Source organism: Paenibacillus algorifonticola (assembly GCF_050481745.1).
GTDB lineage: Bacteria > Bacillota > Bacilli > Paenibacillales > Paenibacillaceae > Pristimantibacillus > Pristimantibacillus algorifonticola_A.
In genome coordinates this window covers 288,917-301,917 of record NZ_JBCNGR010000003.1, presented here as the reverse complement: position 1 = coordinate 301,917, position 13,001 = coordinate 288,917, and the positions used below count along the sequence as shown (strand labels likewise).

Sequence of the window (13,001 nt, the reverse complement as noted above, 5' to 3'; positions counted from 1 at the left end):
GTTCCTGCAATGGCTGCTCCTGCTAACACGGCACCAACAACGACCGCTCCCGCTCCTAGTGTCGCTACCGTGAAGGCTGCTGCTACCGCGACTACTGCGACGACAGCCAATCCTGCCAGCACATTCCTCGCTAGTTTTCCCCAACTGAATGGTGGCTTTTCCGGCGGTGGCGGTGGGGGAGGTGGCTCGCCTTCTACTGGTGCATCATCATACGGCGCGTAGCTTGTCCGATCCTTCCCTTCCGTTCGGATCTGCGCCCCCATCAGGTTGTACTCGCCTTCCAGCGTGATCCCGCTTGGTGCGCTCGTCTTCTTTGCTACCAGCAGCGCTTGCGCACCAATCACTACACGCTTCGGCGTAAACAGCGAAATCTCTTCCTTCGCCGTCATCGTCAGTTTGCGCGGACTGCTCAATATAATGCCTACGGCATCGTCCAGCTTCAAAAACAGTGGCTCCTTGCTTCCGCCTGTAAACTCGACCCCCGTAGGGGACAGCTTCATTTCACTGCCATGCTCCGTGCCAAAATATCGGTTGTTCGGATCAGCCGTCTTCTCCGCACTTGCCCCGTTCGTCCTTACACCACCCGTGACGATCGCTTCTTGACCACCTGCATCTGCCAGATACAGATTCGCTTTTGTTCCTACCTGCGGCATACTGTACATCGCGCTTCCCGTCTCCGGAGCATAACGATACCAGTGCGCCGCCCCCTTGTCCTGCTTATCATCGATCGCCAGATGCACCTGCACCTGTTCCCCTTTCACCGCCAGGATTTCTCCTTGCAGTGTCAGGCCTGATAGCCTGCGGTTCATCATAGGCTGCTCTCGTATCCCCGCTTCCCGCGACAGCCTATATTGGTAGATCAGCTGACCCTTTTCCAAACGCGCCGTCATCGACGATACAATCAGCTCAATATAGCCCCGAATCTTAAAGCGATCACCCAAACGATAGAACGTCTTGGATTGTATTTCATAGCCGAAAAAGTCTGTATCATGCAGGCCCGCTTCCTGTCCGCCTGCCTTCTGAAATGCCGCCAAATCCTTGCTCACCGAATACGATGCGCCATCAGGCAGCTTATGCTCTTTCCCCTCTGGCATCCCAATAAACAGCTTCGGCGTTTCTTCCAATATATCACAGACGACGACCGACTGGAACTGGCTAGCTAGACGTTTCGTCAGCTCCCAATCCGTCTCCTCATATTGAATGACAGGCTCAGATGGTTTCTCCTTCTCTCCCTTTTGAAGCAGCACATCCCCGCCTGGATACGCACGCAGTACGGTAGTTATGATCTTCTCGTACGTCTGGCTCGTATCCTGAAAAGATCGCTTCCGCTTCTTCAGATCGCAATAGATGCTTCCCGATACCGCCTCGATCTCGACCGTGTACACCCCATTGCGATGCACCGTCTGCACGGATGTGACGACTCCCTTAAACAGAGGCTTCCGCGCGCCCTCTTCTTCGTCGTACAAGGCGATTTTATCCTGCCAGACCGCTTCCAGCGTGGCATTCGTTCGCAGCTCTTCCTCCACGATTCCGCTTATCCGCAGCGTCCCATGCTCGCCCGGCTTCCAGCTCATCGCCACATCCGTGATATGCTTCAGCTTGCAGGGGCCTTCCACCCGCAATCGATCATATCCGATCACATGTATGCCTCCTCTCAGTTCAATTTCTTTTTTGTACACGTTTAAGTTCTCATTTCATTAAACTAACTTGTAGTTCAACCCTGTGCAATGCTAGTAAATCTAATTCCAATGCCACTTGGAAATATCCATTTCCATGGTCAAAAATGGATATTCGACAAAATAAATCATTTCCCTTCAAAATCCATCATTTCTATTTTTTATATATTAGAAGATGTAATCTCCCAAGTTACAATTATGAGCTTCTATATTGCTGACTAAAGCCTGTCTCGACTGGAACGATTCTAGCTTTTAAAATTGCAGCAATTCACATAAAAAAAGCGGACAGGCGACCTTTCCGCCCATCCGCTTGCTTTTTGCATTATGCATTATGCATTATGCTTTTTGCTTTTATTCCAAATCCAAACTCACATCATAACCCAGCTTGCGCAAATCTGCTACGCGCTTCATCTCCTCCAAATCGGCGGCGACCATATCCTTGACGAGATCAGCAAGGCTGCTGGCTGGCGTCCAGCCAAGCTTCGCCTGCGCTTTTCCCGGGTCGCCAAGCAGTAGCTCCACCTCGGTCGGGCGGTAATATCGCGGGTTAACCTGGACGACCAATTGGCCAACTGGAAGCTGGCATTCCGGATGCTTGCAGCTGACCACATGTCCCAGCTCATCCGCACCTTCGCCCGTAAAAGCAACCTCGATGCCTGCCTCGGCAAAAGCGAGCCGCACAAACTCACGCACTTCGGTTGTCTGCCCCGTGGCAATGACATAATCCTCCGGCTCGTTTTGCTGCAGAATGCGCCACATCGCTTCTACATAATCCCTCGCATGGCCCCAGTCACGCTGGGCCGACAAGTTGCCGAGCTCCAGCGTCTGCTGGAGGCCAGAGGCGATGCGGGCAACAGCACGGGTTATTTTTCGCGTGACGAACGTTTCTCCGCGCACCGGGCTTTCATGGTTGAACAAAATGCCGTTACAGGCATACATGCCGTATGCTTCCCGGTAATTGACCGTAATCCAATAGCCGTACAGCTTGGCGACCGCGTAAGGGCTGCGGGGATAAAACGGTGTCGTCTCGCTTTGCGGAACCGCCTGCACAAGTCCGTACAGCTCTGACGTGGATGCCTGATAAATTTTCGTTTTATCGGTCAGACCAAGCAGCCTTATGGCCTCCAGCAGGCGCAAAGTACCGATGCCATCGGCATTTGCCGTATATTCCGGCATATCAAAGCTGACATGCACATGGCTCATCGCCGCCAAATTATAAATTTCATCCGGCTGAATATTCTGCACCAGCCGTACCAAGTTCGTCGAATCCGTCAAATCGCCATAATGCAAATGCAACCGCTGCTCTACGCGATTCGCTTGCTCCACAATCCGGTCGATCCGTCCCGTATTCGCTAGCGAGCTGCGCCGTCTCAAACCGTGAACAATGTATCCTTTAGCCAGCAGCAGCTCGGTTAAATACATGCCGTCTTGTCCTGTCACACCTGTAATGAAGGCGACCTTATTCATGGCTCCCTCCGCATTCTCTCATATTTGGATAATGGCTATCCTATTCCACTATCTTATGAATAAGAGAGGAATGTCGGCATCGGGCAAAACACCATTTTTCACAAAAAATGGCCTAACCATACAAAGGCGTGACATCTTCGCAAATGCGAAGGCATCACGCCTTGTTTACTTCTCCATATTTCGATTTATCCTACTTTAATGATTTGCACGCCCCACGGCGCAAGCGTAAGCTGCTCGCCGCCGCTGACCGAACGGCCCTCAAGCAATTCTTGCCCCGCGCCATGCGGATAAACGAAGGATACCGGCTCAGCCGAGTAGTTGAAATAGTAGCGCAGCTGTGCTCCCTGCCCATTAACCCCATGCTTCACGATGATCGGGAAGCTGACCTGCTGATCTTCCTCCCATAGTCCCGCCTCTTGAACGGTGCCCTTCAGCACCTCATGGGCAGAAGCTCCATCCGTCAAGCAGCCAATGTACGTCGCTGTACCTTTGCCGTAGCGGTTGCGGGTAATGGCCGCATATTCGCCCCACTGCGGATGGTCGTAATGCGCCAGCACCTCAACTTCGCTGGTAAGCGGCGTCAGCAGCTCCATCCAGCTCGTAACCGTTCCTGGCGCTGCATCCAGCCCCGCGCCTTTCAGCCCGACATTTTTCGGATCGATAAACAGGCTGTAGCCGACGCCGCACGCCTTTCCAATAATGCCCGGCTGCTGCGAGGTACGCACTTTAATCCGCTCGTCGGCAAAGCCGCTCTTGAACGAATATACGGCATGCCCGCCCTGCTCGACAAAAGCGTTTAGCCGCTCAAGCGCCAGATCCGGCACCGCATACAAAGCCGGAACAATAACGACCTTGTAATCATCCAGCTGCTCGCAAGCTGGCGTAATAAAATCGCAGCCGATGTTCATTTTGTACAGCTCATCATACAGCCAGCGCACAACATCATTGTACAATTTGCCGTCCGGCAGCTTGAACCACTCCATCGCTGTCAGCGCTTCGTTGCTCACCATAACGGCAACGTTGTTTTGCTTGCGCATATGCACCAATTCATCGCTCAGGCGGGCAAAATCCCGTCCGATCGTCCCTGCTTCGTTATAAACCGGATTAGGCAGAAAATCGTGGCTGAGCAGCCCTTTCCAATACGTCTCGAACGAATTATGGATCGAGTGCCAGTGCCAATAAGCAACCATATCAGCGCCAGATGCCACATGGCTGAACGCCTGCAGCCGCAGTTGGCCTGGATAAGGCGTCCAGTTCGGGAATGCCTGTGCCTGCGTTTCCAGCACCAAATAATTGCTGCCCTTCAGCGAACGCGTCATGTCGCCGCCGAAGGAAATTTCAATGCCCGTCAGCTCATCCTGTGACGGATGATAGATGTCTACACCGGCAATATCGAATGGCACTGCCGCTTCGAAATGGTTGACCGAAGGCTGTACGCCAAAGGAATGTCCGCGCCATTCAAAATCGAAGTTTTGCGTCACGAACTGCCCTGGCTGCTTGTATTCATTGACAAGGCCGACCTGCCATGCCAGAAACTCATTAACCAGCCCGCGTTGGAATTTGGCAAATTCTGCGCCTAAGCTGCCATTGATGGTTCCGACAACAGACGGAAAGTCCTCCCAGCTGTTAATGCGGTTGCTCCAATAATCAAGGCCGAACATGTCATTTACGCGCTCTAGTGTCTCATAAGTATCACGCATATATTTGACGAAGCGCAGCTGCACATTTGGTCCAGCCGTGCCGTAATGCTTCGTCTCATTATCTGTCTGATAGCCGATAACCGCCGGATGCTTGCTGACGCGCTCGATCAGCTTGCGAATGATTCGCTCAGCATGGAACAAGTATACCGGATGCGTAATATCCATAATTTGGCGTGCGCCGTATTTGCCAGGTCCGGCTGCCGTTTCCGCAAGCACATCTGGATGCTCCTTGACCATCCACGTCGGAATGGCATACGTCGGCGTTCCGACGATAACGTGGATACCCGCCTCATGCATCGCATCCAGCACGCGGTCTACCGAGCTGAAATCGAATACGCCATTTTGCGGCTCATGCGTGCTCCAAGTAGATTCGGCAATGCGGACTACATTAATCCCCGCTTCCTTCATCATGCGAATATCTTCATTCAGCCTCTCATAAGGCATATATTCATCATAATAAGCAACGCCGTATAATAATTTATCCATTAGCCCTTCACTGCTCCTTCTGTAATGCCCTCCATAATAAAGCGCTGGAAGAAGGCGTAAATAATAATAACCGGAATCGCCGTCAGTACAAGCGAAGCGAGGATGAGTGTCCACTCTTTGTTGTATTCTCCAAACAATGTGTTCGTGGATAAAATAAGCGTATAATGATCCGAATCCGTCAGCATCAGCATCGGCAGCAGGAAGTCATTCCAGATCCATAGGAAATCGAGAATGGCAATCGTCACCGTAATCGGCAGCAGCAGCGGAAAAATAATCCGGAAAAACGTCTGGAACTCACCGCAGCCGTCCATATGAGCCGCTTCTTCCAGCTCGCGTGGAATCGATTTTACGAAACCATGATAGAGAAATACGGCCATATTGACGCCTAGTCCAATGTAAATGAGTGCCAAGCCATAAGTACTGCCCTGTACGGACAAGCCGTTCGCCATGCGGGTAAGCGGAATCATAATCGAGTGAAACGGCACGAGCATCGAAGCGACGAATAGGAAAAAGATGGCCGCGCTTGCCTTGCCTGGTGTCCTAGACAGCTTATAGCCCGCTAGCGCGGCGCAGAACACGATGCCGCCAATGCCCAGCACCGATACGATTACCGAATTTAGCGTGCTGTTAAGCATATTGATTTTGTGAAAAGCCTGCACGTAATTGTCAAAGGTCGGCGCAGACGGCAAAGCCACGAACGATTGAAACATTTCTCCCTGCGTTTTAAACGAGTTGGCAATGGCCATATAAATCGGGAAGAAGGAAATGGCGGCGCCGATCGAAAGAAACAGCGTAATAAATAACGAGCTTGCGCTTCTGTTTCTCATGCCTCCACCTCTTTTCTTTTCATGACTGCAATCTGAATGAGTGTGAAAATCAATACGATGATGAATAAAATAACCGATTTCGCGCTGGCATAGCCGTAGCGGAAATTATTCGAAAAGGCCTCTTCATAAATATTCATCGTAATCACCTGCGTCGACCGGCCCGGACCTCCGCCTGTAAAGCCATATACGACCTCAAACACTTTAAAAGCGCCGTTCAGCGTCAAGAAGAAGCAAATCGTAATCGCATGTGTAATCATCGGCAGCGTAACCTTCATAAAGCGCTGCAGCGGGTTCGCTCCATCAATAATAGCCGCTTCCATCAAGCTTTGCGGAACTCCTTGCAGACCCGCCAAATAAATAATCATCATGTAGCCTACGCCATTCCAGAGCGAGATAACCAAAATCGCATAGAAGGAAAACTTCGGATCGCCAACCCAGGATTGATCCAGGAAGGTGAACATTGTTTTTTCCGCCAGCTGCGGCAGCACTTGTGTAAACACGAATGTCCACATAAAAGCGCTAATAATAATACTGATCATATTTGGCATAAAAAATATCGTGCGGAAAAATCCTTTGCTTTTGCTCCGCGATTCAATGAGAACGGCAAGCAGCAGTGCGATTACATTTTGCAGCACAAGCATATACAGCACATATTTTAATGTGAACAGCAGCGAGTGGACAAAATCCGGGTCGTCCTTCAGCGCCTCCACAAAATTGTCGAGACCAATAAATTGATAGTTGGTGTTCAGTCCATTCCAGTCTGTAAAGCTGTAATACATACCGCCAATAGTCGGGATCAGCAGAAAAATGGCGTACAAAATAAATGCAGGCGCGACGAAGGCCAGCAGCGATACATATCTTTTTAAAACACCCTTCATTGGCACGGTTGCTCACCTCTCCTAAGATGATGATGGGAAGGCCCTAGCAGGGTGGGGGACGCCTCGCGTCTTCTCCGCCCTGCCCGCCATTCCTTCTTTATTTGTTTATTTATTAACTTTGTTAAACGATTTCCATGCCTTGTCGAGTGCCGCTATAACACCATCCTGCGACAATTGTCCTGCGTAATACGATTGCAGTGCTTTGCCTGACTCGTCCTTAACCGCTTGCGGGATGGAAGGATCCAAATACGATTTGCCTTCTTTAACGTAAGTCATGGCATCTTCTACCCAAGGATAAGTGGTGAATGAATGATTTTTGGCAACCGGATTAAATTTGAGCGCTTCGTAAAAAGCATTAGAGTCTTTGTCATCCAGCACGTAGTTGACGAAGTCCAGTGCCACTTCCTTGTTCGCACTGTTTTTCGATACAACGAGTGAAGTAGATGTACTCAGGTTGATCATCGTTGCATTAGGATCATCATTAATCGGCAGCGGAGCTACGCCAAAATCCATATCGGCATTTGCTTTCAGAATTGACTCTGCAAACCATGGCCCTTGAATCCACATAGCCGCTTTGCCTGTAGCGAAAGCTGCCGATCCATCGTCGCCGCCTACCTCCATCGCTTTATCCGTACCATTCTGGTTGACCAGATCGATAACTTCGAACATCGACTTCATTTCGTTGAAGGAGCCTTCGTCCTTGTTCATTCTTTCCACAAAATCTTTATCTGTCGTATTGGAGATGGCGCCTACTGCCAGCGGCAGGAACAGCTGAGGAATCCATGATTCCTTGTAGGACAGCAGGAATGGCGTTATTTTATTTTCCTTCAGCTTCGCGATAACCGCTTTCATTTCTGTCAAAGTAGTTGGCGGCGTCAAGCCGAGGTCCTTGAAAATCTTCTTGTTATAAACGTATCCCCATGACAGCGTTTCCATAGGTACAGCAACGATTTTACCGTCTGTTGTCGTAACGGAAGGCTTTACACTGTCGAGTAGCTTGTCGACAAACGGCTGTCCGGACAAATCCTCCAAATAGCCTGCTTTGTAAAACGAAGGAATTTCATTGATCGCATGAACGGCGAACACGTCCGGGGCATCATTGGAAGCCAGTCTTGTTTTCAAAATTTGCGGAGCCGTGTCTGCTGTCGGCATTTCAAGTTGAACTTGAACATCAATATTTTTCTCTGCTTTTTCCTTCGCTACAAATTGCGCAATGTATTTATCGTAGCTTTCTTTGAGCCTTGGCTGAGCGATGAACATTTTGAGCTTAACCGTTTTCGCGCCGCCTTCGCCTGTCTCTTTGCCATTATTGGTTGCTGTACCGCTGTTCGAGCCGCAGCCCGCCAGCAGTGTTGTAATTAATGCTGCGCTTAGCGCTGATTTCCAAAGCTTCTTTTTCATCTGTAATGACCTCCCGTAAGCTTGTTTGTTTACGCTTTCATTGTATCTGATTTATGAAAGCGTTTAATTGGACAGAATTAGACTGTTCACTTGGACATTTTTAAACCAAGTTAAAGATTGTCCAATCTGTCCAACCTGTCCACTTAATCGCATTAATTCTCGCTGCCACGCCGCATTTCCCCTGGGGCAATACCGAAATGCTTTTTAAACACGCGATAAAAATACGTTACATCTTCATAGCCTGCCATTTCCGCGACGGTTTTAATCGGCAATTTTTCATCAAGCAGCCACTCCCGCGCCTTATCCATGCGAAGCTGCAAAATATAATCGGTCATATTGCAGCCATATTCCTGCTTAAACGTTTTACTCAAGTACTCCTTGCTAACGAAAAAAGCGCGAGCTACCTGCTCCAGGGAAATCGGCTCGGCAAACCGCGCCTCCATATACTGCCTAACCTCGTCCAAATTAAGCCGTTTCTTGAATTTCCGCTGCTGAATCAGCTGCTCCAGCGCCTCCTCATAACGGGCAGTCAGAAAAGCGGCTGCATTCGCGCTCGAGGCGAGCTCCGCCCCGTCTCTTGCGCCATCCAGCGCATTTGCCTCCAATGAATTAGCCAGCAGCAGCTCCTTCAGCATGAGCAGTAGCTCTTGGATAATGCGCTCCAGCAGCTGCGGCTTGCCAGCACCACTGCTGTCTATCTCTCTGGCCAGCTCCCCGAAAAGCTCCTGCATGCCTTCGCGGTCCAGCTCATTGAACCGGGCACGCAGCCGCTGCTTCATCGATGTGAGCGACAGCAGCCATTCGAGATCCAGCGTCAGCATGCGCCGGCTCTCCGCCGCCGCCGCGATCCCCGCTGCACATTTTGAGAGCACCGCGTTCAGCTCTTTCGGATCAATCGGCTTCAGCAAATAATCTACAGCCTGGCAGCGAATCGCATGCTGCATGTATTTGAAGTCATCATAGCCGCTAATGACGACAATTTGAATATGAGGCAGGCGTTCATGCAGCTCATTCAGCAGCTTCACACCATCCATGCCCGGCATTCGCATATCGGTAATGATGAGCTGTGGCATATGCTTCTCAGCGAGCCGCAGCGCCTCTTCGCCATCCTCCGCCTCGGCGACAATTTCCATCTCATATTCCGGCCAGCGGCCGAATGTGCGAACGATGTCTCGTCCCCAGCTTTCATCATCGACCAGCATTACTTTAATCATGTAGTTCTCCCCCTTGCATGCCGCCAGGTATATGAATGCTGATACGCGTGCCAGCCCCGACTTCACTATCTATCGTCAGTCCATACGCTTTGCCAAAATGCATTTGCAGCCTGGAGGCCACATTGCCCAGCCCAATTCGCTCTCCGCGAGTCCAAACCTCTCCATCCGCATAGCTGAGCCTTTGGCGAACTTCCCGCAGCCGCTCAGCGCCAATCCCTACTCCATTGTCACTGATTGTAATGATTACTCCTGCGCCTGCTAATGCCCCAACTCCGTCCTCCGCTTCTGCGATGCTGGCTTGAGCTACCTTTACGTTCAGCTCCCAGCCTCCGGCCTGCGAATCGAGCCCATGCATAAACGCATTCTCTACGATGGGCTGCAGCGTCAGCTTCGGAATGCGGCTTTGCAGCAGCCGCTCGTCCACCTCTAGACTATATTGCAGCCGCGACTGAAAACGCTGCTGCTGAATGACCATGTAATTGTTCATATGCTCCAGCTCCTGCTTGAGCGTAGCGAGATCATCTGGCTCGCGAATGACATAACGGAACATTTCGCTAAGCGAGCGAATCGTTTCATAGCTTTCAGCGGGCTTTTTGGAAAAGAGCATGCTGCCGATCATTTGCAGCGTATTTTGCAAAAAGTGCGGATTGATCTGCGCCTGCAGCGCCTTGAGCTCCGCTGTCTTTTTTTCCAAATTCATGCTGTATTCACTCTTAATATGCTCCCTAATTCGATGAGACATATTGTAAAGCTTTGTCTCCAGCAAGCCAATTTCATCCATGCGTCCACTCAGCGGCTTATCTCCCTGTCTGATAAGATTCAGCCCTTGCATGGAGCGCGCAAGCAGCACAATCGGCGTTGCTGTGCGCCAGGCAAGCAGCACGGCAATTAAAATCGCAGCGGCCACCGTTATCGTGCCAATCCATATTCCATAATGCATCGTCGCTTGCGCGCTTTGGTTAATCGCGCTGAGCGGAATAATTTTAATCAGCTTTAGCTTCATGGGATCAATCGTATTGTAAAAGACATATTCATCCCCCTGTCGCTCATAGCCAGGCTCTGTACCGCCCTTCACGATTTTCGCAACCTGCTCGGCCGAAAGGGCGTCGCTGCCCATTTGGTACAAAATTTCTCCATCCGGTCCTGCAATAATTACGGTTTGGTCTTTGGCCGGATTAAGCAGCGACAGCGTCTGGTCGAGAATGGCCCAGCGTACCTCCAGCGTAATCCCGCCAAGAATTTCACGGTTTTCAAACCGGTTAATGCTCCGTATCAGTTGAAAACGGTCGCCTTCCGGACTGTTTTGAATCATAAAATCCTTACGCTGATTAAACAGCTCATTATAAGGCGCAGGTACAAGGTCCAGCGTTTTAATTTGATTCTGAGACGCATTCATCGTGAACAGCTTGCCGCTTCTTTTCAAATAAAGCTCAATGCCCGATATATAATGATTGCCCGAATAAAAAAGCGAGGCCATTGCATCCTCAATGTTGCGCTGGGCCGAAAACTGGCTGGACAAGCCCGATTCCTCTTCGCTGGCAATATACTCATTCAAGTTCGGGTTAATGAGGACGGAATATAAAACGCTGTTCATTTGCGAAAACTGCTCCCCGAGATAAATGCTCGTCCATTTCATATTGGATACATTCGTCCCTATAAGCTCGGTCTCCATCGATTGGCGATTATTGTCCACGGCAAGTGCAGTTACCGCTATAATCGGCAGCACCGACACAACAACCATAATGAAAATCAGCTTATTGCGAATGCTGCGCCGGAACGGGTGCAATATCGCCCGATATATTTTCGATAACAGCCCCATTGCTCTTCCTCCCTGCTTTTTACTGTTAATAACGACAAAACAAACGCCATGCTTAAGCGCAAAGGCGTTTGTTCATTGAATTTATATTATATACTAAGACAGCACAAGCGTATGGAAAGATTCCGGCTCCAGCTCGAATACATGCTCCGCTTCTCCACCCGACAGCCTTAACTCTTTTGTATCGCTATACGGGTTCGCAATTACAATGACCCGCGAGCCGTCTTCGCGCTCGAACGCAATGGAATGGCCGCTCCACGGGCCTTCCAGCCCGATACGCTTCGAGCCCGGTGCCACAAAATGGCTGAAATGCTTCATCACGTAATATTCCGGATTGTTCATAGCCCGCTTCGTATCCGGCTCTATTGTAATCATGGCATTTTGCTCCCAGCCCCATGTGCTGCGCCCCTTCGGCTCCAGCGCCATATTCCAGTAAATGTAGCTGTTCACGCCGTTGCTGAAATAATGCTGGTACAGATGAAACACATATTTGGCATACGCCCATGTGTTTTTGCCATCTCCACATTCATTCTCCGTTTGCATATAACGCAGCTCCGGATAGCTCTGCGACGTCCGGGCTATCGCATATTTGCCTGCCCACTGATAGCCGACGCCTTTAATGTATTTATAAGCTTCGGGGTCGCTCAGCACAAGACCCGCATAAGCGTCGTAATCGTTCGTCGTCCCTTTCATCAGCTCCAGCCATGGATCGGGCGCATTAATCGTTCCAAGCCAAATTTCCGTATCCAGTCCATGCTGTTCAAAAGCAGGTCCTAAGTAATCGCGGATGAACTCCTTAAGCTGCTCGCCCGTCCATACGCAGGAAGGAAACTTCTGATCGGCTACGACTTCATTTTGCACATGAACCTGATGAATCGTAATGCCTTCCTCTTGGTAAGCCTGAACGAATTTGATGAAATACAGCGCATAGGCTTCGAGAATTTCCTTCTCCCAGCGCAGCGTTCCGTAGTTATAAGCTTTCGGCGTCTTCATCCACGTCGGCGGACTCCATGGCGAAGCGAACAGCTTCAGCTCCGGATTAAGCGCCAGTGCTTCTTTTATATAAGGAATCAAATACTTGCGGTCGCGTTCAATGGAAAAATGCTCCATCGCCACGTCCCCGTCCGTTTCATTCAAGCTGTACCACTCCAGCGCGTAGTCGCTGGCTCCGATAGGCAGGCGGCAAATGCTAAAGCGCTGCTCGCCTTCCGGATGGAACAGCTCGTGCATGACCGCAGCGCGTTCTTCCTCCGATAAGTGGCTCAGTGCAGTAAAGCCCAGCTCATTGAAGCAGCCGCCAAAGCCTTCTACTGTTTGGTATGCGCTTTCAGTTATTGTCAAGTTAGATAGAGCAGGTGAAAAGGTGCGTGATTCTGTGCTTTTCTCCGTCCAGCTCGCTGTTTGTGTACTTGAAAACCATTTTACTGTTTGTCCCATATCGACACACCCCTATCGTTTCATCACTTTTGCTTATTGCTTTAGCTTGCCCTCTTAGTATAAATTAAATAGAATAAATCGCCGATTGTCCAAACAACG

General features: G+C 50.2%; 9 protein-coding genes. All 9 read right to left on the bottom strand.

Annotated features, from left to right (window positions below; translation table 11 throughout):
• Positions 1 to 1,640 (bottom strand): contractile injection system protein, VgrG/Pvc8 family (locus tag ABEW34_RS02595; protein ID WP_430154581.1); only part of this gene is annotated, 1,640 nt, incomplete at its 3' end.
• 387 nt (positions 1,641 to 2,027) lie between these two features.
• Positions 2,028 to 3,143 carry a GDP-mannose 4,6-dehydratase gene (gene gmd / locus ABEW34_RS02590; protein ID WP_430154579.1) on the bottom strand — a complete coding sequence of 372 codons (1,116 nt, stop codon included), beginning with the start codon at positions 3,141 to 3,143 and terminating at the stop codon, positions 2,028 to 2,030.
• Positions 3,144 to 3,328: 185 nt separating this feature from the next.
• Positions 3,329 to 5,329 carry a beta-galactosidase gene (locus ABEW34_RS02585; protein ID WP_430154577.1) on the bottom strand — a complete coding sequence of 667 codons (2,001 nt, stop codon included), beginning with the start codon at positions 5,327 to 5,329 and terminating at the stop codon, positions 3,329 to 3,331.
• The gene (locus ABEW34_RS02580; protein WP_430154575.1) at positions 5,329 to 6,156 is read right to left on the bottom strand and encodes a carbohydrate ABC transporter permease; all 828 of its coding nucleotides are present in this window, start codon (positions 6,154 to 6,156) and stop codon (positions 5,329 to 5,331) included. The genes ABEW34_RS02585 and ABEW34_RS02580 overlap by 1 nt, the downstream gene beginning before the upstream one ends.
• Complete coding sequence (locus ABEW34_RS02575; RefSeq protein ID WP_430154609.1) at positions 6,153 to 7,034, bottom strand: carbohydrate ABC transporter permease; 882 nt, start codon at positions 7,032 to 7,034, stop codon at positions 6,153 to 6,155. The genes ABEW34_RS02580 and ABEW34_RS02575 overlap by 4 nt, the downstream gene beginning before the upstream one ends.
• Positions 7,035 to 7,139: 105 nt before the next feature.
• Positions 7,140 to 8,435: an ABC transporter substrate-binding protein gene (locus ABEW34_RS02570; protein ID WP_430154573.1), complete on the bottom strand. Its 1,296-nt coding sequence runs from the start codon at positions 8,433 to 8,435 to the stop codon at positions 7,140 to 7,142.
• Between the two features lie 152 nt (positions 8,436 to 8,587).
• Entirely contained in the window at positions 8,588 to 9,649 is a 1,062-nt protein-coding gene (locus tag ABEW34_RS02565) for a response regulator transcription factor (protein WP_430154571.1), read from the bottom strand.
• Positions 9,642 to 11,468 carry a sensor histidine kinase gene (locus ABEW34_RS02560; RefSeq protein ID WP_430154569.1) on the bottom strand — a complete coding sequence of 609 codons (1,827 nt, stop codon included), beginning with the start codon at positions 11,466 to 11,468 and terminating at the stop codon, positions 9,642 to 9,644. The genes ABEW34_RS02565 and ABEW34_RS02560 overlap by 8 nt, the downstream gene beginning before the upstream one ends.
• A gap of 93 nt (positions 11,469 to 11,561) precedes the next feature.
• Positions 11,562 to 12,902 carry a glycoside hydrolase family 30 protein gene (locus tag ABEW34_RS02555; RefSeq protein ID WP_430154567.1) on the bottom strand — a complete coding sequence of 447 codons (1,341 nt, stop codon included), beginning with the start codon at positions 12,900 to 12,902 and terminating at the stop codon, positions 11,562 to 11,564.
• Positions 12,903 to 13,001 lie beyond the last annotated feature (99 nt).

Coding starts and splice junctions, on each gene's coding strand:
- gmd (WP_430154579.1), bottom strand. CDS start 3,143: ATGAATAAGGTCGCCTTCATTACAGGTGTGACAGGACAAGACGGCATG.
- ABEW34_RS02585 (WP_430154577.1), bottom strand. CDS start 5,329: ATGGATAAATTATTATACGGCGTTGCTTATTATGATGAATATATGCCT.
- ABEW34_RS02580 (WP_430154575.1), bottom strand. CDS start 6,156: ATGAGAAACAGAAGCGCAAGCTCGTTATTTATTACGCTGTTTCTTTCG.
- ABEW34_RS02575 (WP_430154609.1), bottom strand. CDS start 7,034: ATGAAGGGTGTTTTAAAAAGATATGTATCGCTGCTGGCCTTCGTCGCG.
- ABEW34_RS02570 (WP_430154573.1), bottom strand. CDS start 8,435: ATGAAAAAGAAGCTTTGGAAATCAGCGCTAAGCGCAGCATTAATTACA.
- ABEW34_RS02565 (WP_430154571.1), bottom strand. CDS start 9,649: ATGATTAAAGTAATGCTGGTCGATGATGAAAGCTGGGGACGAGACATC.
- ABEW34_RS02560 (WP_430154569.1), bottom strand. CDS start 11,468: ATGGGGCTGTTATCGAAAATATATCGGGCGATATTGCACCCGTTCCGG.
- ABEW34_RS02555 (WP_430154567.1), bottom strand. CDS start 12,902: ATGGGACAAACAGTAAAATGGTTTTCAAGTACACAAACAGCGAGCTGG.